Here is a 21,114-nt window from a genome sequence, read left to right on the forward strand (position 1 = left end):
CGATAGACCACTTGAGCTTCGGAGAACGCGCCTTCAGCGGCTGGATGCACCCGGCTCAACAAGCTCGGGAACATGGGTCTTCACTGACGGCCCGTAACAAAACGGGAGGACAATCCACATGAAGCGCAAATTCGCGGTGGCTCTCAGCGTTGTCACTCTGGGCGCCGCAGGCGTGATGGGCATGGCACCCGCTGCAGGCGCCGCCACCACCGGAGAGGTCGGCGCGCAGGCAGGCGCCTTTTACGTCTTCGAGAAACTGAACTTCAACGGCAAGAGCGCCTCCTTCACCCGGTCGGACAAGAACCTTGCCAACAACCTCTGGCCCGGTTCGTCGAGCAGCCTCAACGACCAGATGAGCTCGGTGAAGAACCACACGTCCCACTACGTCAAGCTGGCCGAGAAGGCCAATGGCGGCGGGGCGACCTACGTCTCGGAGCCTAGGAGCCAGGACAAGAACCTCGGCGAGAACAACGGCCGCCCCAGCGTGAACAACAAGGTCAGCTACATCAAGATCGGCTAGCGGGGCTGGGGGCGCTCGCGCACGTCGAGCGCCCCCACTAGCGGCGAACAGAGAGGTCCGCTGTGTCTTTCCGTCCCAGGGTTGCCGCCATGTCTCTCATCCTGGTGGCAACCGGTTGCTCCACGGCTCCGGTGGAGCGGCCGCAGCAGGAGGCTCCGGCCGTTCCGGCCATCACCAAGGAGGAGGCCCGGAGCCTGGCTCTGCCGTTCGACGCGTACGAAGTGTCCACGGCAGACATTCACACCATCGAGTCCGCCGAGGACATCCTGCTGCGTGACTGTATGCGGGACAAGGGAATGGACTGGCAGCTCCTGCCCAGGCCACGCGGTGGAAACCCGGACTACCCCAACCGTCGCCGTTACGGAGTCATTGAGCCGAGGATTGCCGCTGAATTCGGCTACCATGCACCGCCCGAATCCCCTGAAATCCTGCAGCGCAAAGCGGATTGGGACGAACGCATCGCGGGACTGCAGCGCTCGGAACAGCGCGCTGCCTACGGCAAGAACGGCGTGGGCGGGTGCTGGGAGAAAGCACACGAGCGCCTGCTGCAGAACGTCCGGAAGTCCGACCACGAACTGTTCAATCAACGCATAGGACAGAACTTCGACAAGTCCCAGCGCGATGCCGAAGTTGTGAAAGTTTTCCGCGCCTGGAGCACCTGCATGAAAAAGGAGGGCTTCAGCTACACCGATCCCCTCGAAGCCATCGGCGATCCACAGTGGGAGCAATCACCGCGGCCGAGCTCACGAGAAATCGATGTCGCCGAGGAAGATGTGCGGTGCAAACGGGAGACCGATCTCGTGGCCACGTGGAACGGTGCGGAATCAGCGATCCAGAAGGAAACCATTCGCTCTCACGCGGACGAATTCCGTGCCTTGAAGGCAAGGAAGCAACTCCGTCTAGAAGCGGCACGCCGGATCCTCGAGCACCGATGAAGACACCGGGGCGAAGCGTGCCCCTAAGCGGCCGTCAGCCCGAGTCCGGACAGGGCGTACCTCGCGGGAACTCGTACGGCGCCGCCAGGCGGTACAACCCCGGCTTCGGCGCGAGCAACCGCGTCCACTCGTCGCCCGCCTCATCCTGCTCCGCCTTCACCAGGCAGCCGTCCTTGTTGACGAAGCCCTTCCCGTTCTCGTCCGTCTCCGGCGGCTTGATGATCCGGCCGTCGCTGTCCACCAGGCCCAGCCACGGCGAGTACGCGACGCGGATCAGCACTGTCCCCGCGGTCTTCACATGGATGGTCAGCTCACCCGCGCCCGTGCGGTCCACGGTCGCCGGCGGGTCGGCCAGCGGCGCCGGCTTCCTGACCTGATAGAGCTTCCAGTGAGCGTCGTGCCACACCTTCCGCAGATACGGCTGGCCCTTCTGCACCAGCTCGGCCTCCCGCATCCCCGACTCATCCGGATCGACCGCCGGCAGCACCACGTAGTGGACCGCCCAGCGGCGCAGCCACTTTCGATAGTTCGTTGAGTCGAGGGTGCCGTCGTAGAAGAGCGGGTTGCGTTCGAGATCCGCCTGCCGGTTCCAGCCCCGGGCAAGGTTGACGTACGGCGCGAGCGCCGAGGCTTCGCGATGGCTGCGTGCCGGGACCACCTCGACGCGGCCCTTCTCCGCGTCCATCCGCTCCAACTGGTCCAGCAGCGGCGCGAGCTCACGCGCCCAGGACGCGGCAGAGGCGGTGTGCACTACATCGATGGCCGCCTTCACGGACCCCCAGCACACGAACCCGACCAGCGCCACGACGATCGAGATCCACTGTCGGGAGTGGCGCCGGACGTAGGGCAGGGTGGCCAGCAGCACGGGACCGGCGAAGACCAGTGCAAAACGGGTGACGTTGCTGCCGATCTGCGAATCGATCAGCCAGGTCAGCACGGTTCCGAAACCGTAGACGGCTGCGGCGATCCGGACGGTCTTCCACCCATCGGGGACCAGGAGGAACACGAGCACGGCGTAGACAGTCGGCAGCGAGGCCGTCCAGATCGATATCGGCTGCGTACCGGAGAAGGGGAAGAGCCAGGCGGACAGGGCCACGACGCCGACCGGCGCGACGCCCAGCGCGTATGCCGCAGGCCTGCGTCTGCTGAGGAACAGTGCGGCTGCGACCACGCCCACGAAGAGCCCCGCCACCGGACTGCCCGCCGTCGCGAGACCCGCGAGCAGCGCGGCCACCACGGCCTTCGTCCGCCGCTTCCCGCGCCAGCGGTGCGGCCAGCAGAAGACCACCGCCACGGCCGCGAGCCCGAACATCATGCCGAGGGCGAAGGTCACCCGACCCGACACAGCGTTGGAGAGGAAGGCGAAGACGCCGACGAGCGCCGGCGGCAGTGGAGACCGGACCGCACGGACGCGCACGAAGATCAGTGCGAGCAGGACCGCGGAGAGCGTCCCGGCGATCATCATCGTCGTACGGACGCCGAGGGTCGACATCAGATACGGGGAGATCACGCTGTACGAGACAGGGTGCATGCCGCCGTACCAGGCGAGGTTGTACGCGGAGTCGGGGTGACGGCCGACGAACTCCGCCCAGGCGTCCTGAGCCGCGAGGTCGCCGCCGCTGTTCGCGAACACCAGCAGCCAGGTGATGTGGCCCGCGGTGGCGACGGCGGTCGTGATCGTCACCGGGTGGCTCAGGAAGCGGCGCCATCGCGGACGGCTGTGCGCCGGGGGCGCGTCGCCTTTCCGAGTGCGTCGCTGGCCGGGCAGCGGGATGCGCGTGCCGCCACCGGTGCTCCGGTCTTCGGCGCGCGTCGGGTCCACGGTGGTCACTACGGCTTCTCCCCGTCTTCCCCGGCGCCCTGCCTGAGTTCGCGCCGACCCGCCTCGGTACGTTCCCCTGCCGGCCGACCCGAGGGCCGTACACGAGTCGGGTTCGCGACGCTAGCACGGGCCTCACGCCTCGGCCCGGCCCGGCTCGGCGCTCTTCGGGAGGGCAGCTCCCGACTCGGTGGGGGACACACAGCGGGGCCGGCCGCCGCGTTCGCCCCGCGCCTGCGGGCCGCCCCGGAGGAGATACGTCAGGTCCCGGGCTTGCGGCCGTAGACGAAGGTGTCGTCGCCGTTCTTCAGCAGGCTCCAGTACTTCTTGGCGTCGCCCTTGCGCATGTTCACGCAGCCGTGCGACCCCGGCGGCGACCAGACGCTGCCGCTGATGGAGTGGAACGCCTGCCCGCCGTCGAAGAACTGGCTGTACGGCATGGGGACGTTGTAGAGCGTGGACCAGTGGTTGATGTTCCGGTGGTAGATCTTCTTCGCACCGGTCCGGGTCTCGTGGCCGTTGCGTCCCGTACGCACCGGCACCGGGCCGTACTTCAGCGTCCTGCCGTCCTGTATCCAGCTCAGCTGACGGGTCAGGTCGACGCAGGCGATACGCCCCTTGTTGGTGGGGCACCTCCCGGCCTTGTTCGGGTTGCTGCCCGCGGCCTTCTGCTGATTCATCAGCTTCATCACCCCCCAGGTGACGGGCCCGGCATAGCCGATGTTCGGGCTTATGCCGTGCTTCGTCTGGAAGGCGCGTATGGCCGTGCAGTCCCCGGACGACTGCCTGCCGTCCACCGTCCGGCCGAGGAACTTCTCGACCTGCTTCTGGTACGGCCCCGTCTGCGTCGAGCACGACGCGGCCTGCGCGGGCGCGCTGCCCAGGGCGACCGTCAGCGGTACGACCATCCCGACGACTCCGAGCGCCGCTCCCACCCGGCGGCGCACAGATCTCATTGCTCTCATTCGCTCTTCTCCCCACGTGAGTCCTGCCGTATAGGACAGGCGGCGGGGCGAGGAGGTTGTAGGAACACATGTCCCGAGAACGTCACAGAGCCCCGGGCGCAGGGATGGTGCTCCTGCGCCCGGGGCTCTGTGACGGCTCCGCGGTGATCGGGCGCCCCGTCGCCCGGACCGGGCCACGTGATCAGGTGACGGGATCAGGTGACGGGATCAGGCATGATCACGTGACGGGGATCAGGTGTGGTGACCACGTGACGCGGCCATCGTCGGCGATCACAGGATGCGGGCCAGCTTGCTGCCGAAGTCCGGCTCCGTCAGGTCCTTCTGGAGCGCGATCGGCACCTTCACCTGGCCGAGGCCGTCGCCCACGGTCATCGTGCCGACCTCCGTGCCCGCCTTCGCCGCGTGCGGCACCGTCTTACCGCTGTCGGTGAGGGCGATGTCCACGGTCAGCCCCGTCCAGCCGACCGCCGAGACGTCCTTGGTCGCGACCACCGGGGTCGTACCACCGAGACCGTCGTCGACCCGTCCGACGACATCGCCCTTCTTGACGACCTTGCGGGATGTCAAGGAGTCCCCCGCGGCAGTGATCAATGCCTTACTCGCGTCGACGGCGCCCGTCAGAATCGAGTTGTCGGAGGCGGCCGGCGGCTGCCGCAGCACGGCACCGATGACCAGCTGCGTGGTGCCGCCGATCCTCTTCTCGGATGCGAAGAGCAGATTGCCCAGCGCCGCCGTGCTGGTGCCGGGCTTGATGCCGATGCCGTGGAAGGGCACGAGCCGGTTCCAGTTGTCCTGCTTCTTGCCGTTGCGGTCCACGTAGGAGGGCTTGGCGACGATCTCCCGGAACACCGGGATCTGCATCACCTTGCGCCCCAGCTTGACCTGGTCCTCGGCGGTGCTGACCGTCGTGGACTGAAGGCCGCTGGGGTCGGTGTAGGTGGTGTTCTTCATCCCCAGCTCCTTGGCGGTCGCGTTCATCTTCTTGACGAACGCCTCCTCGGAGCCCGCGTCCCAACGCGCCACCAGCCGCGCAACGTTGTTCGCTGATGCGATCATGATGGCGTTGAGGGCCTCGTACTCGGTGAGCTTCTCGCCCTCTTTGGTCTCGACCACCGACTCGTTCTGGGCGCCGAGGGCCGCATCGTCCTCGGCCTTCTTGTCGACCGGGATCTTGGAACCCTGGCCACCCTTCTTGAGCGGGTGCTCCTTGAGGATCAGGTACGCCGTCATCGTCTTGGCCACGCTCGCGATCGGAACAGGCGTCTGCTCACCGGACGTACCGAAGTTGCCGAGGCCGTCCACGCCCACTGCCGCCTGCCCCTTCGCGGGCCACGGCATCGACGGCTTCGCGCCGTCGAAGGCGTAGCTCTCACTCGCGGTCAGATCGAGCGTCGGCTCGGGCAGCGGACGCAGCGCCTGTGCGGTCGCGAACACGATGGCGAGGAGCACCGCGAGTGGCGTCCAGATCTTGACCCGCCGGACGACCGTCCGCAGGGGGGTCTCGGGCGGGGGCGGGGTGTTCGTCAACTGCGCGAGCAGATCGAGCGGGCCGGACGGGCTTTCGTTCGGCTCGGGCGGCAGCGGCTGCTTCTTGGTCCGCTCGGACTCGGGGAGGGGCGGCGCACTGGTGGGCCGCGGAGGGGCGGCGGGTGCCGGGGGTGCGGCCGGCGGCATCGGCGCCTTCGCCTCGGCGGCCTCGGCCGCGCCCGACTTCCCTTCCGCGGGCTGCGGCTTGCGGGGCGGCGCCTGGTCGTCGGACTTCAGCGGCACGAACCGGCTCGTCCGCTCGGCATCGGACTCGGGTTTCCGGTCCGCGGGCCGTACGGCTTTGAACGCGGTCGTCTGCTGGTCGACGGCCTTCTCCGAGCGATCGGCGGGCGGCTCCTCGTCCGTGCCCTCGCGCTCGGTGGGCCGTACGGCCTTGAACATCGTGGTCGGCTGATCCACAGCCTTCTTCGCGCCGTCTTCGGGCTTCGCCTCTGCATCGGTCGCCGACACGTCGGCGGCGGGCTTCTTCTCGTCCGCCTTGCGCGGCAGCGTCCCGAACGCCGCGGTCACCAGGTCCGGCGCGGACTTCGCGTCGGAGCCGCCGGGCGCGGACTTGGCGGCGGAGCTTTCCTGCACGGGCTTCGCGGCGGAATCCTCCGTCGCGGGCTTCGCGTCGGAAGTCTCCGGCCCGGTCTCGGCTGACGGCTCCTCGTCGGTCGCTGGGCGGGCGGCGGCCTTGGCGGGCTCAGCCGGCCGTTCCAGCGGCTTCTTTACGTCCCCCGCGTCCTCGGGCGCGCCGTCCTCGGCCACGCCCCGCTCGGCGTCCCCAGCGGGCTCCTCGGCCGCTCTGCCGCGCGACGCCCCGGACTTCACCGTCCCCCGGTCCCCGGCTTCCTCCACACCGGAGGAGACCGGCTCTTTCCGCGACTCCTCGTCCTCGTCCGAGTCGTCCGGCCCGGTCGAGGCCGACGGCTCCTTGTCGGCCGCGGTGCGGGCAGCCTTGGCCTCCGCGGCTGGCTTCTTCGCGTCTTTCGCGTCCTCCGCGTCCCCGGACGCGCTGTCGGCGGCGCCCGGCTCGACGTCCCCAGCGGGCTCCTCGGCCGCCCTGCCGCGCGACGCCCCGGACTTCACCGTCCCCCGGTCCCCGGCTTCCTCCACACCGGAGGAGACCGGCTCTTTCCGCGACTCCTCGTCCGCCTCGGCGCGTGCCGCCTCAGCCTCCGCAGCCGGCTTCTTCGCGTCCTCCGCGTCCCCGGACTCGCTGTCCTCGGCCGCGCCCGACTCGGCGTCCTCAGCAGGCTCCTCGCCCGCCTTGCGCGACTCCCCGGACTTCGTGGCCGCGCCCCCCGTCCGCCGCTTCGGCAGGTCTGTGGCGGGCTTGTCGGACCGGTCGGCGGTCGAATCGCTCTCGGCAGTGTCGGCGTCCGCGGCGGTGGTGCTGTCCGACGTCGGGGACGCAGCGTCGTCCGCGTCCCCGCCGGCCACCCATGCCGCTACAGCCGCACGCAAACGTGCGTCGCCCTTGTCCGGCTGGTCCTGCTGGTCCTGCTGGTCCTGCTCCTCGCCCGCAGGTTCGTCCGCGGATACGCCTGCGGGTTCGTCTGCGGGTTCGTCTGCGGGTTCGTCCGCAGGCTTCGCGTTCTCCAGCCGCGCGCCGTCGGACGCGCCAGGCTCCTCCGCTGTCGGCCCGTCAGGCTCGTCAGACCCGTCAGACCCGTCAGGCTCGTCAGGCTCGTCGTTGGCGTCGGCTGCGTCGGTGTCGACGGCCGGTGTCTCGCGGGCTGTTGCGGCAGCATCCGGATGCGACGAACCGTTCGTCGCACCCCTGCCGGAGGACGACGCCGCACCCTCGCCGGACGGGGGCACCGCTTCGCCGGGGGATTCCCGGAAGACCGCTAGCCGCGGATCACGTTCGCCACGAGTCGTCTCCCCCGACGACTTCCGCTGCTCCGATTTGCCGGGGGACTCGCCCGCCACCGATGCCTCCTCCATACGTAGCGCGGCCCGTTGCCGCCTGTCCGGCGTCACGCCCGCTGCCCATCCGCTCTACCAGTTTCCAGCCCGACGGCAAGTGCCACTCGCCGCCACGCTGCCCATGCCCGCTCATGCCCGCTCCCGCACCCCCGTCGGGCCCCGCCGACCTGCTGGACGAGAACGACATACCTATCGGTTCCCGCACGAAGCACCCAGGCGCTCTCGACAGATAAGTGTGAGAGGGGTCACCCTGTCATTCATCCACGCGGGGAGGCATGGATGGGCAAGAGCCGCAGAACAATTCCGGAGGAGCTTCTGCTTCTCGCCTTGGACCCGACCACGGGTACCACGGCGCAGCCGCAGTCGCTCGACCTCGGCCTGGCCGGGGCCCAGCTAGTGGAGCTGGCTCTGGCAGGACGGATAGCCCCTGACGGGGATCGTATCGCCGTGGTGCTGCCACGGCCGACAGGAGATCCGACACTGGACTCCGCGCTCGAGCTGCTGCGCCGTCGTGGCAGCCCGGTCCGCGCTGTCCACTGGATCGGCGGGCCCCGCCTGGGGCTGCGCCAGACGTACCTCACACACCTGGAACGGTGCGGCATGGTGCACGCCGTGGCCGGCCAGATGTGCGGAGTGCTGCCGACGACTCGCTACCAGGCGACGGAGACGGCGATCAGCCGGGAGATCCGAACCCGGCTGGACAACGCGATCCGGACCGGCGTACCGCCGGACCCGCGGACCGCTGCGCTCGCCGCGCTGGCCCATGCGGTCGGACTCGGCAAGCACCTGTACCCGGGGAACGAGGGGCGGTCCTCCCGCTCCCGGCTCCGGGACCTGATCAGGCACGACCCGATGGGCGGACTCGTCGCGCACGCCGTGATGGACGTGCAGAACGGCGTCGCGGTGCAAACACGGCGTACACCGGTCCGTGGAGCCGCGGCAGAGCCCGCGGGCCTCCCGGGCCCGTCCCGGCACGGCGGCATGGTCCGCGCCGTGGCCCACTGAGCACAGGAGACGGAACAACCCACTTTCGACCCACCCCACCGCACCACCCACCAAACCGCTTCACCAGCGCACCGCAGTACCCCTGACCGGTTCGGGAGCCGCTGTAAGCGCGCGGGGTGGCGGTCCGGCCGCCCGGACGTCGGCCGGACCGCCACCCCGCGCGTGCGTTCACGGACCTCCGTGCGTCCACGGACGTCGGCGCGTTCACGGATCTCCGCGTAGCCTCATGTGCTCGGACAGGAACCCTCTGTTGCCATTTCCCAGCGCCGCCGCGGCCAAGAGTGGCAGTCTGCTGGACATACAGCGGTACAAGTCGGAGGTGCAGACCCCGTGGCGTCCAACGTCAATCCCACGGTCAGACGACGCCGGTTGGGCCAGGAGCTGCGCCGGCTCCGAGAGCTCAAAGGCATGACGGCCGAGGAGGTGGCGGAGAGGCTGCTCGTCTCTCAATCGAAGATCAGCAGGCTGGAGAACGGCCGCCGCAGCATCAGCCAGCGCGATGTCCGCGATCTGTGCGGGGTCTACGAGGTGGAGGATCACCGGATCGTCGACTCGCTGATGCAGATGGCCAAGGATTCCCGCCAGCAGGGCTGGTGGCACGCCTTCGGCGACATCCCGTACAGCGTCTACATCGGTCTCGAGACGGACGCGGCGTCGCTGCGGGTGTACGAGCCGCAGGTGATGCCCGGCCTTCTGCAGACCCGTACGTACGCGGAATCCGTCATCGCCGGCGCGCTGCCGGAGGCTTCATCGGCCGACATCGACAAGCGGGTGGAGGTCCGGCTGCGGCGCCAGGAGCGGATCGGCGCCGAGAATCCGCTACGGCTGTGGGCCGTCCTCGACGAGTCCACACTCCGCCGGGTGGTCGGCGGGCCCCAGATCATGCGCGAACAGCTCGAGCACGTGGTGGAGCTCTCGCAGCTTCCGCACGTCACCGTCCAGGTCATGCCGTACGCCATGGGCGCGCACCCGGGCGTCACCGGGCAGTACACGATTCTCGAGTTCCCGGACGCGTCCGACTCGAGCGTGGTCTACCTCGAGGGCGTGACCAGCGATCTGTATCTCGAGAAGGCGAACGACGTGCAGAGCTACAGCGTGATGTACGAGCATCTGCGGGCTCAGGCGCTGAACGTCGACCAGACACGACAGTTCATCTCCGACGTCGCCAAGGAGTACGCACGCGGATAGGAGGCGGCACGGTACAACCTCGTCCCTGCACGGCGTAAGCCCTCTGCAGAACATGTCATCCGGACGAGTGAACGACTGCTTCGGGCAGGGGAGTTGGCGAGTAGCGTCGATCACGCCATCAAGAGCGTTGGCGAATCCCCCCAACCTGCAAGCAAGACCGGAGCAGACATGGCAATTCAGCAAGGCGTTACCGGAAACTGGATGAAGTCCTCGTACTCCGCGGGGAACGGTGCATGCGTGGAAGTCAAGTCCCCCGCCCCGAGCACGGTGGCGGTGCGGGACTCGAAGGACCCCGAAGGCCCCTCACTGGCGTTCCTGCCCGAGTCGTGGACCACCTTCGTTGCGGAGGTGCAGCGAGGGACGTACGACCTCGGCTGACCGATCCGCGGATCCACACGACGCACACGCAGAACCGCACAACCGCACATCTCAGCACCGCGCCCAAAGCCCTCTCGACTGGCCCGCCGTCCCGGCCGAGGGGGCTCGGTGCTGTCCGGGGCCGGGCGGCCCGGATGGGGAGCGCGGGAGGGTGGGAGCGCGGGAGCGCGGGAGCGGTGGGAGCGCGGGAGCGGTGGGAGCGCGGGAGCGGTGGGAGCGCGGGAGCGGTGGGAGCGCGGGAGCGGTGGGAGCGCGGGAGCGCGGGAGCGGTGGGAGCGCGGGAGCGGTGGGAGCGCGGGAGGGTGGGAGGGTGGCGTCGGGTGGGAGGGTGGCGTCGGGTGGGGCGCCACGTGGCGTCACGTCGGATCCGGCCAGGCGCGGGGCAGGCCGAGTCGGATCAGCGGAGCTGATCGACGTAGCGGTCGGTGCCGGGCACGGTCGGGATGAAGGGAGCCACCAACTCGACCCGCCCGAGGCCGGATCCAGCGACCTCCTCGTCCAGGCCCTTGAAGCGCTCCGCGAAGCACTCGCGCGGACCCTCCTGCAGAAACCACAGCAGGGTCAGCCGGGTGCCCACACCCTCCACCTGCTTGACGTAGGACATCCGGTCCACCGGCAGCGGTGTCGGCCGGAAGACCGTGACCATCGCAGCAGGAGAGCCCTTCAGCCGCTTCGGCAGATGCTTCGCGCGCAGCCACTCCAGCAGTTCCGTACGCTGCCCCGGGCTCTCCGCGTCGATGACCTCGACGACCAGGCCGGCGTAGGGATGGTCGAGGGCGTGGAAGTCGCGCGGGCCCGCGGCGCCGTCGCGGTAGACGGTCACCTCGTGGTCCTGGAAGGCCGTGAAGACATGCGTCCGTTCCTGGTGGACGCGACTGTCCCGGCCCAGTCGCCTGTTGATGCCGACGGTCCACTTCATGTGGTCGTCGTAGCGGCCGTCAGTGATCCAGTAGACCGAGATGTAGCAGCCCGCCGTGACGGGCTGGGCGACGGCGGAGCTCTCGGGGTAGCGGAGCAGCTGGAGCTCACGCGTGGCGACCCAGCGGCGGCCCGCGTACATCCAGGGCATCGCCATCGCGCCGGCGATGAAGTGGTCGTCCTCGTACCAACGGTTGTAGGCGAACTCATGGCCCGGGTGGGGCTCGACCATCGTGATCAGGGCGTGGCCCGGGTGCACTCCGTACGGGCCGACGGCGGCCAGCTCCGCGTAGACCTCGCTGCGCGTCTCTTCTGTCATGACACAGGTGTAGCTGACGTGTAGTCAGATGGGGAGAGGGGCCGGGGCCCCGAAACGGCGACGGCGCCGAGGACCCGTACGCGGCTCTGGCCATCCCGCACCACCGGCGAGTAATCTGACGAGGCGTCAGGCACGACGATTCGTCGCCACCGGGAGGAGCTCATGCTGCTGCGGGGCAAGACCGTGATCGTGTCCGGAGTCGGAGCGGGGCTCGGCCATCAGGTGGCGGCCGCCGCACTGCGCGACGGTGCCGGCGTCGTGCTCGGCGCCCGGACCGAGGCGAACCTCGCCAAGTCCGCCGCCGAACTGGATCCCGAGGGAGGGCACTCCGCCTGGCAGGCGACCGACATCGGCGACGAGGCGCAGTGCGAGGCGCTGGCCGCACTCGCTCTCGCACGGTTCGGGCGGATCGACGCCGTCGTCCATGTCGCCGCGCTCGACTCGTACTTCGGCGGTCTGGAGGACGCCGACTTCGCCTCCTGGGCGAAGGTCCTGGACGTGAATCTGCTGGGGACGCTGCGGATGACGCGCGCCTGCCTGCCCGCCCTCAAGGAGCGCGGCGGATCGGTCGTCGTCATCGGTACGCAGTCCTCGGTCGCCGCCCCGACTCAGGTGCGGCAGGCGGCGTACGCGGCGTCGAAGGGTGCGCTCGTCTCCGCGATGTACTCGCTCGCCCGCGAACTCGGCCCGCACCGCATCCGCGTCAACACCGTGCAGCCCGGCTGGATGTGGGGCCCGCCGGTGCAGGCGTATGTGCAGTTCGCGGCCCACAGCGAGGGCGTTACCGCGGACGAGGCGCTGGGACGGCTGAGCGAGCGGATGGCGCTGCCGGAGCTGGCTACGGACGGGGACGTGGCGGACGCCGCGGTCTTTCTGGCCTCCGACCGGGCGCGGGCGATCACCGGCCAGTCGCTGCTGGTCAACGCCGGCGAACTGATGCGCTGAGAGACACCGGGACACACCGAGATCCACCGGGACGCAACTCCCGCCGGCCGCTCCACGCCCGCGTGCCTGCCGGCCCGCATGCGCCACTGCCGGGGTTCAGGCCCGGGGATAGCGGGCGATCCAGCCCGGGGAGGAGACCACCGGACCGTGGAGGGCCGGGCCCTGGGTCATCTCCATGGCGAAGTCGTCGGCGAGTTCCAGGATCGTGGAGCGGCCTTCCAGCTCGGCCAGCCAGCCGGGCGGGAGGGCCGTTTCGCCGTGCATGGCCCCCAGCAGGTTGCCGCAGATGGCGCCGGTGGAGTCGGAGTCGCCGCTGTGGTTCACCGCGAGGAGCAGGCCGTGGCGTACGTCCTCGGCGACCAGTGCGCAGTAGACCGCGATCGCCAGCGCCTCCTCCCCGGTCCAGCCCTCGCCGAGGGACTCCACCCGGTCCGGTGTCGGCAGGCCCTGGCGTACGGCGCCCAGGGCGTGTCTCAGGGCGTCGGTGACCGGCTCGTGGCCGGGGCGGGAGGTGAGGGCGCGGAGGGCGTGCTGGACGGCGCTGTCGAGGTCGTCGCCCCGGGCGAGGCCGTGCACGACGACGGCGAACGCGCCGGCGGCGAGGAAGCCGGTGGGGTGGCCGTGGGTCTGGGCGGCGCACTCGACGGCAAGCTGGAAGACCAGCTGCGGTTCCCACCCCACGAGCAGCCCGAAGGGCGCCGAGCGCATGACGGCGCCGCAGCCCTTGGAGTCGGGGTTCTTGGGCTTGTCGAGGGTTCCCATGACGTCGTCGCCGAGACCGGTGAGGCAGGCCCGGCCGGGCTCGCGACGGGCGTAGAGCCACTCCTGGCGGGCGAGCCAGCCGTCTTCCTCGCGGCGCTCGTCCGGTCCCCAGTCGCTCTGGGTGGAGGCCCAGCGCCGATAGGCCCGGTGGATGTCGGTGGGCGGGTGCCAGGCGCCGGTGTCCCGGCGGACCTGGGCCCGTATGAGCCCGTCGACGGTGAAGAGGGTCATCTGGGTGTCGTCGGTGACCGCGCCGCGCCTCCCGTAGGCGGGTACGTAGTCGGTGACACCTTCCTGGCCGTACTCCTTGCGGATCTTCTCGAGCGAGTCGAATTCGATGCCGGCACCCAGGGCATCGCCGATCGCGCCGCCGAGGAGGCAGCCGCGGACCCGGCTGCGGAAGTCCTGCTGCTCGGCGCGGCCCCAGATGGCTCTGCCTGCTGCGCTCACTGCGTTTCCCTCCCGATCCCGGCCCCGGCCCCGTGCTGACAGTCGTCCCGGCGCAGCACTGTAATCGACCGGGAACGGTCAGCTCCGAACCAGGAACGGAATGTGAACAGTCTCCCGCCAGGTCGGTTTTTGATCGATTGATCACCGGGACTCAGCGGTCGACTGCCCGGATGCCGAGAAGGTACCCAACTGTCCGGGCGCGCGGAATGGGGCTCAGTCGCTGAGTACGGGAAGCAGTTCCGGGAGGTGGCCGTCGGAGGCGATGGCGGCCTCCCGGCGTTCCACGGCCACCTCTCCGTAGGTGGTCGTTCGAGGGCGGGAGGGGCGGCCCGCTGCGTCGGCGATGGCCGTCAGGTCCTGGATGGAGCGGTAGGAGCCGTAACCCGAACCCGCCATACGCGAGATGGTCTCCTCCATCAGCGTGCCGCCGAGATCGTTGGCGCCGGAGCGGAGCATCTCCGCAGCGCCCTCGGCGCCCAGTTTCACCCAGCTGGTCTGGATATTGGGGATATGGGGGTGGAGCAGGAGCCGGGCCATGGCGGTGACGGCCCGGTTGTCGCGGGACGTCGGGCCGGGGCGGGCGATCCCGGCCAGATAGACGGGCGCGTTGGTGTGAACGAAGGGGAGGGTCACGAACTCGGTGAAGCCCCCGGTCTCCTGCTGGATCTCGGCGAGCAGACGCAGGTGGCCGAGCCAGTGGCGGGGCTGGTCCACATGGCCGTACATCATCGTCGACGAGGAGCGGATCCCCAGCGAGTGAGCGGTCTTGACGACCTCGACCCACATAGCGGTCGGCAGCTTGCCCTTGGTGAGGATCCAGCGGACCTCGTCGTCCAGGATCTCGGCCGCGGTGCCGGGAATGGTGTCCAGCCCCGCTTCCTTCGCGGCGCTCAGCCACTCGCGGATGGACATGCCGGTGCGGGTCGCGCCATTGGCGACCTCCATCGGGGAGAAGGCGTGCACATGCATGCCCGGGACGCGCTCCTTCACGGCGCGCGCGATGTCGAAGTACACCGAGCCGGGCAGATCGGGGTGGATGCCGCCCTGCATGCACACCTCGACGGCGCCCACGTCCCAGGCCTGCTCGGCGCGGTCGGCGACCTGCGACAGGGAGAGGGTGTACGCGTCGGCGTCCGTGCGGCGCTGGGCGAAGGCGCAGAAGCGGCAGCCGGTGTAGCAGACGTTGGTGAAATTGATGTTCCGGGTGACGATGTACGTCACCTCGTCGCCGACCGCCGCGCGGCGTACGTCGTCCGCGATCCGGCACAGCGCGTCCAGCGCCGACCCGTCGGCGTGCAGGAGCGCGAGGGCTTCGGTGTCGGTCAGCCGGGTCGGGTCATCGGCCGCGGTCGCCAGCGCCGACCGGACGTCGCCGTCGATACGGGAGGGGACCATGCCGGGCGCGGCCGCTTCGCGCAGCGCGTCCCAGTCGCCGTACACATCGTCGAAGTCGTCCCGCCGGTCGGTGGTCCGGCCCTCGGTGTCGATGGTGCGGTGCAGATCCGTACGGCCCGTGGACACGAAGCCCTCGTCGGGCTCCTGCCAGGGCAGCCCGGACGGCCGCACGCCTTCCTGCGCCAGCCCGGTCTCCGGATCCGCCAGCGCTGTGACGTGCGGCAGCAGGCGCGGGTCCAGCCAGGACTCGCCGCGCTGGACGTACTCCGGGTAGACGGACAGACGCTCCCGCAGCCGGAAACCGGCGGCGGCGGAGCGCTCGGTGAGTTCCTCGATCTGCGGCCAGGGGCGCTCGGGGTTGACATGGTCCGGGGTGATCGGGGAAACGCCGCCCCAGTCGTCGATTCCGGCGCCGATGAGCATCGCGTACTCCTCGTCGACCAGATTCGGCGGTGCCTGGATACAGCCGGAGGGGCCGAGGATGTGGCGGGCGACGGCGACGGTGGCGGCCAGCTCTTCCAGCTCCGTATCGGGCATGCCGCGCATCGCCGTGTCCGGCTTGGCGCGGAAGTTCTGCAGGATGACCTCCTGGATGCCGTGGTACGCGCGAGCGACGCGGCGCAGCGCGAACAGCGACTCGGCCCGCTCCCCGTGAGTCTCGCCGATCCCGATCAGAAGACCGCTGGTGAAGGGGACATTGGAGCGGCCCGCATCCTCCAGGACCCGCAGCCGGACGGCCGGTTCCTTGTCCGGTGAGCCGTAGTGCGGGCCACCGGGCTCGCTCCACAGACGCTCGGCCGTGGTCTCCAGCATCATTCCCATCGAGGGGGCGACGGGCCTCAGCCGCTGGAAGTCCGTCCAGGACATCACGCCGGGATTGAGGTGCGGCAGCAGCCCGGTCTCCTCGAGGACGCGGATCGCCATCGCACGTACATACGCGATGGTGTCGTCGTAGCCCTCGGCTTCCAGCCACTCACGGGCTTCGGGCCAGCGGTCCTCGGGGCGGTCCCCCAGGGTGAACAGGGCTTCTTTGCAGCCCATTTCAGCGCCGCGGCGGGCGATGTCCAGGACCTCGTCCGGGGCCATGAACATCCCGTGACCCGCGCGGCGGAGCTTGCCGGGCACCGTGGCGAAGGTGCAGTAGTGGCACTTGTCGCGGCAGAGCCTGGTGAGCGGGATGAAGACGCTGCGCGAGTATGTGATCACGCCGGGACGGCCCGCGGCCTCCAGCCCGGCGTCACGCACCCGCGCGGCGGACGCCATCAGATCCGTCAGGTCGTCCCCGCGCGCCTGGAGCAGCACGGCGGCCTCGGCGGTGTCCAGCGCCACCCCGTCACGAGCGCGGCGCAGTGCCCGCCGCATGGCGTTGGCCGTCGGTGCGGACTCTTCGGGCCCCTGTGCGCTCGTCGTCATCCCCCGAGCATACGAGCGCCCTCCGACAGTGTCGGCTGCGGCGGTGCCGCGTATGTGTGCGCCTGATCACGGCCGTCGGGCACCGCCCCGGGAATATGCCCGGCGACCGGACGGCGCCGGGGGAGAGCCCGGGCGGGGACGGTCACACGTACCCGGCATCGCGGTCACAGCTGCCCGGAGTTGACGGTCACAGGTATTGAGCGTAGGTGTCCAGTGTCCGCAGGACCTCCGTCTCGTCCGCGGGCGGGAGCTGCAGTACGACCTCCTCGATGCCCCCTTCATCCAAGGCGCCGAAGTGGGCGAGCTTCCCGGGCGACGGAATGACGGAGTACGGGACGACCTGCGGCCCCTCCGGGCCCCGTCCGGCCTCCTGCCAGACCGCGCGCAGTGCCGGGACGGACTCCGTGAGGCCGCGCCCGCCGATCGGCAGCCAGCCGTCCGCGTACTCCGCGATGTGCGCGAAGAGCTTGGGCCCGGCGCCCCCGCCGATGAGGACGCGGGGGCCGGTGAGCGGCGGCGCGCCCTTGCGCTCCCTGGGCTGCTGCACCGGCTTGGGGTACGCGCAACTGGCCCGTACGGAGCTGAACTCGCCGTCGTACGCCGTCGGCTCCTCCGCCCACAGCGCCCGCATCAGGGCCATCCGGTCGCGAGCCAGCTCGCGCCTGCTCCGCCAGTTCACGCCGTGGTCGGCAGCCTCCTCCACGTTCCAGCCGAAGCCGATACCGAGGGTGAAGCGGCCGCCGGAGAGGAAGTCGAGGGTGGCGGCCTGCTTGGCGAGGTCGATCGGGTCCCGCTGGGCGATCAGGGTGATGCCGGTGCCGAGGGTCAGCCGTTCGGTGACGGCGGCGGCCTGGCCGAGGGCGATGAAGGGGTCGAGGGTGCGGCCGTACTCGGGCGGCAGCGGGCCGCCGGCGGGGTAGGGGCTCTCCCGGCTGACGGGGATGTGGGTGTGCTCGGGGAGATAGAGCCCGGCGAATCCGCGCTGCTCCAGCTCCTGCGCGAGCCGTACCGGGGTGATCGTCTCGTCGGTCAGAAAGATCGTGGTCGCAATCCTCATCGGGTACTGCGCCTCCGTGTCGGGCTGGGGGGTGCCCCCGGGTGGGGGGTCCAGGAGAAGTGACGGGGTACGGGGTGACGGGGTGGCTACCCGTATGTTCTCCCACCGCCATGGAGTTATCCACAGGCCTTCTCCTGCGCGTCACGGACGCGTACAACGGTGTCACGTGGCACTTCCGACGCGGGGGGACGACCGGATGCAACGACGCGATGTACTCAAGCTCTCGGCGGTTGCGGGTGCGGCAGGGGCGCTTACGCTCGGTACCGTGACCTTCGCCGGTGCAGCCGAGAAGCGGGACGGCGGCGGGGACGAGGAGACGAGAACGGTCACCGGTCATCTGCCGACCGGATCACCGGATTTCGTCTACCTCCCCGTCGAAGTGCCGCGCGGTGTCCGGGAGATCACCGTCTCCTACCGGTACGACAAGCCGTCGGTGCCGGCGGGCACCCAGGGGAACGCGTGCGACATCGGGATCTTCGACGAGCGCGGCACGGATCTGGGCGGTCGCGGCTTCCGGGGCTGGTCGGGTGGGTTCCGTACGGAGTTCGCGATCAGTGCGGAGAAGGCGACTCCGGGCTATCTCGCCGGCCCGGTCAGGTCCGGCACCTGGCATGTCGTCCTCGGTCCGTACACGGTCGCTCCGCAGGGGCTGAACTACGACGTGACGATCACCCTGCGGTACGGCGACCCGGGCACGACCCCGGAGCCGGTGTATCCGCCGCAGCGGGCCAAGGGCCGCGGCCGGGCCTGGTACCGGGGCGACTGCCATCTGCACACCGTCCACTCCGACGGACAGCGTACGCCGGCCGAGGTCGCCGCGGCGGCCCGCGCGGCGGGGCTCGACTTCATCACCACCACCGAGCACAACACCACGTCCGGGCACGGCGCGTGGCAGGGCCTGTGGGGTGAGGATCTGCTCGTTCTCACCGGCGAGGAGGTCACCACCCGCAACGGCCACGTGGTGGCGCTCGGCACCGATCCGGGCACCTTCATCGACTGGCGCTACCGGGCCCGGGACAACGCCTTCGGCCGCTTCTCCCGGAAGATCCGCCAGGCGGGCGGACTGGTCGTCCCGGCGCATCCGCACGCCACCTGCGTCGGCTGCAACTGGAAGTTCGGCTTCGGCGACGCCGACGCGGTCGAGGTCTGGAACGGCCCCTTCACCCCGGACGACGAGGTGACGATCGCCGAGTGGGACAACACCCTGGTGGCGGCCGTCCGCGGGCATGGCGACAGCGGCGGCAGCGGCCGCTGGCTGCCTGCCATGGGCAACAGCGACGCCCACCGTGAGCCACAGGTCGTCGGCCTTCCGCAGACCGTCGTCCTCGCCGACGACCTGTCGCGGCAGGCGATCCTGGAGGGGATCCGCGCGGGGCGCAGCTGGATCGCCGGGTCCTCGAGGATCGATCTGACGTTCCGCGCCACGGGCGGGCAGGGCCGGCACGCGGGCATCGGGGGCCGGCTCCAGGTGGCCCCCGAGGACGAGGTGACGGCCCGTCTGGAGGTCTCCGGCGCCCCGGGCTGCTCGGTCCGCTTCGTTACAGACCAGGGGCAGTTGTACGCCACCCCGCTCCCGGCCTCCGGCTCCGGCACGGTCGAGTGGCGTACGACAGCCTCCTACGCGTGCTACGTCCGGGCCGAGGTGCGGCACCCTCCGGCGGATGGTGGCGCCTCCGGTCTGCCGGGCGCGATGGCCGCTCTGACGAACCCGATCTTTCTGGGCCGGAGTTAGGCATGGTGGCGCGGTTAGGCGTGGTGGCGCGTTCAGCCCGTCGTGCTCACGGTCCGGGTGTCCCGCCCCGAGCGCAGTACGCGGCCCGGAACCGCGCCGGTCACCAAGTCGTCCCGGACGGTCTCCACACCGTTCACCCGTACGCTCACGATGCCGACCGCGCGCGAGTCCAACCGCGGGCTGTCCCCCGGCAGGTCGTGCACGAGCCGCGCGGGCCCGGCGTCGATCCGCTCCGGGTCGAAGAGCACCAGATCCGCGTACAGGCCTTCCGCGATACGGCCGCGCTCCCGTAGCCCGAAGAGCTGTGCGGGGTCGTCGGTCAGCATCTTCACAGCCCGCTCCAGTCCGACCAGCCGCCGCCCGCGCAGACAGTCCCCGATGAAGCGGGTGGTGTACGGCGCACCGCACATCCGGTCCAAATGCGCGCCCGCGTCCGAGCCGCCCAGCATCACGTCCTCGTGCTCCCAGGTCTGCCGCCGCAGCTCCCAGCTGGCGGGGTCGTTGTCGGTGGGCATCGGCCACAGCACCGTACGCAGATCGTCGGCGGCGCAGATCTCCACCAGGGCCTCGAAGGGTGCCTGGCCCCGCTCGGCGGCGATATCTCTGACGACCCGCCCGCTGAGTCCGGCGTTCGCGTCCGAGTACGTGTCCCCGATGACGTACCGGCCGAAGTCCGCGAGCCTCCGGAAGACCCCGGCCTCCTTGCTCTCCGCACGGCTCAGCATCCGGGCCCGTACGGCCGGGTCGCGCAGGGCGGCGATCCGCTCCGGCACGGGCAGCCCCAGCACGTCTCCCCACCCGGGGATGAGATTGAGCGCGCAGAAGCTTCCGAGCGACATGTTCATGGGCGTGAGGATCGGCATGGTCAGCGCGACGATCCTGCCGCCCGCCTTGCGGGCCCGTTCGGAGGCGAGCAGCTGGCGCGGCACCCGCTCGGGCACGGCTGAGTCGATCGTCAGCACGTTCCAGTTGAGGGGCCGTCCGGCGGCGGCCGACATCTCCACGAGGAGGTCGATCTCCTCGTCCGTGAACTGGTCGAGACAGCCCGCGACGATGGCTTCCAGCTGGGTGCCCTCGTGCTCGGCGACGGCGCGGGAGAGCGCGAGCAGCTCCGCGGGCCCGGCGTGCCGCGATGCGACGGGTTTGCCGTCGCCGTCCGAGTGGGTGGCGGACTGCGTGGTCGACAGCCCCCACGCGCCCGCGTCCATGGCGTCGTGGAGGAGCCGCAGCATCGCGTCCAACTGCGCCCCGGTGGGCTGCCCGCCGACCGCATCCGGCCCCATCACATGGCGGCGCAGCGCGCAGTGGCCCACCATGAACCCGGCGTTGACGGCGATCCGCCCCTCCAGCCCGTCGAGGTATTCGCCGAAGCCCGACCAGTTCCAGGGCGCGCCCTCTTCGAGGGCCACCAGGGACATGCCCTCGACCTTGCTCATCATCCGGCGTGTGTAGTCGGCGTCCTCGGGGCGGTCCGGATGGAGCGGCGCCAGCGTGAAGCCGCAGTTGCCGCCGGCGACAGTGGTCACGCCGTGGTTCATGGACGGAGTGGCGTAGGGGTCCCAGAAGAGCTGCGCGTCGTAGTGCGTGTGCGGGTCGACGAAGCCGGGGGCGAGCACGAGCCCGGTCGCGTCCTCGCTGCTGCGCGCCTCCTCCGTGACACTTCCCGGCTGCGCGACGAGCGCGATCCTGCGGCCGCGGATGCCGACGTCGGCGGCGTACGAGGGAGCGCCCGTGCCGTCCACGACGGTCGCTCCCCGGACGAGGTGGTCGAGCATGGCTGGTGTCCTTTCTCGCGTACGGATGCGGTGGTCCCGGCCGGAGGCGCCGCGGAACTGCCTCCGGCCGGGACCC

General features: G+C 70.3%; 15 protein-coding genes. 7 read left to right on the forward strand and 8 right to left on the reverse strand.

Annotation, left to right across the window (positions count from 1 at the left end; all coding sequences use genetic code 11):
- Positions 1-118 precede the first annotated feature (118 nt).
- Both ABZW18_RS24350 and ABZW18_RS24355 read left to right on the forward strand, forming a co-directional pair.
- Positions 119-520, forward strand: coding sequence for a peptidase inhibitor family I36 protein (locus ABZW18_RS24350; protein ID WP_356190913.1), 402 nt, complete (start codon positions 119-121; stop codon positions 518-520).
- An 89-nt stretch (positions 521-609) separates the two neighbouring features.
- Positions 610-1,455, forward strand: coding sequence for a hypothetical protein (locus ABZW18_RS24355; protein ID WP_356190916.1), 846 nt, complete (start codon positions 610-612; stop codon positions 1,453-1,455).
- Between the two features lie 34 nt (positions 1,456-1,489).
- Here the strand turns inward: ABZW18_RS24355 and ABZW18_RS24360 are convergent, their stop codons facing one another.
- The 3 genes from ABZW18_RS24360 to ABZW18_RS24370 all read right to left on the reverse strand — a co-directional run bounded on the left by ABZW18_RS24360 (position 1,490) and on the right by ABZW18_RS24370 (position 7,704).
- Positions 1,490-3,139, reverse strand: a complete 1,650-nt coding sequence (locus ABZW18_RS24360) for an MFS transporter (protein ID WP_356190946.1) — start codon at positions 3,137-3,139, stop codon at positions 1,490-1,492.
- Positions 3,140-3,534: 395 nt separating this feature from the next.
- Positions 3,535-4,230: a L,D-transpeptidase gene (locus tag ABZW18_RS24365; protein ID WP_356190918.1), complete on the reverse strand. Its 696-nt coding sequence runs from the start codon at positions 4,228-4,230 to the stop codon at positions 3,535-3,537.
- 279 nt (positions 4,231-4,509) lie between these two features.
- A complete protein-coding gene (locus tag ABZW18_RS24370) occupies positions 4,510-7,704 on the reverse strand; it encodes a D-alanyl-D-alanine carboxypeptidase (protein WP_356190920.1) in 3,195 nt (1,064 codons plus the stop codon).
- 276 nt (positions 7,705-7,980) lie between these two features.
- Between ABZW18_RS24370 and ABZW18_RS24375 the strand changes: the two genes are divergently transcribed.
- The 3 genes from ABZW18_RS24375 to ABZW18_RS24385 all read left to right on the forward strand — a co-directional run bounded on the left by ABZW18_RS24375 (position 7,981) and on the right by ABZW18_RS24385 (position 10,272).
- A complete protein-coding gene (locus tag ABZW18_RS24375; protein WP_356190922.1) occupies positions 7,981-8,706 on the forward strand; it encodes a GPP34 family phosphoprotein in 726 nt (241 codons plus the stop codon).
- A 330-nt stretch (positions 8,707-9,036) separates the two neighbouring features.
- On the forward strand, positions 9,037-9,894 hold the full coding sequence (locus tag ABZW18_RS24380) for a helix-turn-helix transcriptional regulator (RefSeq protein WP_356190924.1): 858 nt from the start codon (positions 9,037-9,039) through the stop codon (positions 9,892-9,894).
- Between the two features lie 168 nt (positions 9,895-10,062).
- Positions 10,063-10,272: a DUF397 domain-containing protein gene (locus ABZW18_RS24385; protein ID WP_356190927.1), complete on the forward strand. Its 210-nt coding sequence runs from the start codon at positions 10,063-10,065 to the stop codon at positions 10,270-10,272.
- Positions 10,273-10,669: 397 nt separating this feature from the next.
- Here the strand turns inward: ABZW18_RS24385 and ABZW18_RS24390 are convergent, their stop codons facing one another.
- Entirely contained in the window at positions 10,670-11,509 is an 840-nt protein-coding gene (locus ABZW18_RS24390) for a hypothetical protein (protein WP_356190930.1), read from the reverse strand.
- A 162-nt stretch (positions 11,510-11,671) separates the two neighbouring features.
- On the opposite strand from ABZW18_RS24390, the gene ABZW18_RS24395 reads away from it, so the two are divergent.
- Complete coding sequence (locus ABZW18_RS24395) at positions 11,672-12,454, forward strand: SDR family oxidoreductase (RefSeq protein WP_356190933.1); 783 nt, start codon at positions 11,672-11,674, stop codon at positions 12,452-12,454.
- A gap of 96 nt (positions 12,455-12,550) precedes the next feature.
- Here ABZW18_RS24395 and ABZW18_RS24400 read toward each other — a convergent pair whose 3' ends face one another.
- The 3 genes from ABZW18_RS24400 to ABZW18_RS24410 form a co-directional block, all read right to left on the reverse strand.
- Positions 12,551-13,666, reverse strand: coding sequence for an ADP-ribosylglycohydrolase family protein (locus ABZW18_RS24400; protein WP_356190935.1), 1,116 nt, complete (start codon positions 13,664-13,666; stop codon positions 12,551-12,553).
- A gap of 213 nt (positions 13,667-13,879) precedes the next feature.
- Positions 13,880-16,474: a bifunctional FO biosynthesis protein CofGH gene (locus ABZW18_RS24405; RefSeq protein ID WP_356190938.1), complete on the reverse strand. Its 2,595-nt coding sequence runs from the start codon at positions 16,472-16,474 to the stop codon at positions 13,880-13,882.
- Between the two features lie 187 nt (positions 16,475-16,661).
- On the reverse strand, positions 16,662-17,531 hold the full coding sequence (locus ABZW18_RS24410; RefSeq protein WP_356190940.1) for an LLM class F420-dependent oxidoreductase: 870 nt from the start codon (positions 17,529-17,531) through the stop codon (positions 16,662-16,664).
- A 196-nt stretch (positions 17,532-17,727) separates the two neighbouring features.
- Between ABZW18_RS24410 and ABZW18_RS24415 the strand changes: the two genes are divergently transcribed.
- Entirely contained in the window at positions 17,728-19,263 is a 1,536-nt protein-coding gene (locus tag ABZW18_RS24415) for a CehA/McbA family metallohydrolase (protein ID WP_356190949.1), read from the forward strand.
- Between the two features lie 32 nt (positions 19,264-19,295).
- On the opposite strand, the gene ABZW18_RS24420 is transcribed toward ABZW18_RS24415, so the two are convergent.
- Positions 19,296-21,038: a D-aminoacylase gene (locus ABZW18_RS24420; protein WP_356190951.1), complete on the reverse strand. Its 1,743-nt coding sequence runs from the start codon at positions 21,036-21,038 to the stop codon at positions 19,296-19,298.
- Between the last annotated feature and the right edge of the window lie 76 nt (positions 21,039-21,114).

This window comes from Streptomyces sp. NPDC004647 (assembly GCF_040609575.1).
Taxonomy (GTDB): Bacteria; Actinomycetota; Actinomycetes; order Streptomycetales; family Streptomycetaceae; genus Streptomyces.

Bases quoted from the DNA above. Each gene is read 5' to 3' on its own strand.
- ABZW18_RS24350 (WP_356190913.1), top strand. From the start codon at position 119: ATGAAGCGCAAATTCGCGGTGGCTCTCAGCGTTGTCACTCTGGGCGCC.
- ABZW18_RS24355 (WP_356190916.1), top strand. From the start codon at position 610: ATGTCTCTCATCCTGGTGGCAACCGGTTGCTCCACGGCTCCGGTGGAG.
- ABZW18_RS24365 (WP_356190918.1), bottom strand. From the start codon at position 4,230: ATGAGATCTGTGCGCCGCCGGGTGGGAGCGGCGCTCGGAGTCGTCGGG.
- ABZW18_RS24375 (WP_356190922.1), top strand. From the start codon at position 7,981: ATGGGCAAGAGCCGCAGAACAATTCCGGAGGAGCTTCTGCTTCTCGCC.
- ABZW18_RS24385 (WP_356190927.1), top strand. From the start codon at position 10,063: ATGGCAATTCAGCAAGGCGTTACCGGAAACTGGATGAAGTCCTCGTAC.
- ABZW18_RS24390 (WP_356190930.1), bottom strand. From the start codon at position 11,509: ATGACAGAAGAGACGCGCAGCGAGGTCTACGCGGAGCTGGCCGCCGTC.
- ABZW18_RS24395 (WP_356190933.1), top strand. From the start codon at position 11,672: ATGCTGCTGCGGGGCAAGACCGTGATCGTGTCCGGAGTCGGAGCGGGG.
- ABZW18_RS24405 (WP_356190938.1), bottom strand. From the start codon at position 16,474: ATGACGACGAGCGCACAGGGGCCCGAAGAGTCCGCACCGACGGCCAAC.
- ABZW18_RS24410 (WP_356190940.1), bottom strand. From the start codon at position 17,531: ATGAGGATTGCGACCACGATCTTTCTGACCGACGAGACGATCACCCCG.
- ABZW18_RS24415 (WP_356190949.1), top strand. From the start codon at position 17,728: ATGCAACGACGCGATGTACTCAAGCTCTCGGCGGTTGCGGGTGCGGCA.
- ABZW18_RS24420 (WP_356190951.1), bottom strand. From the start codon at position 21,038: ATGCTCGACCACCTCGTCCGGGGAGCGACCGTCGTGGACGGCACGGGC.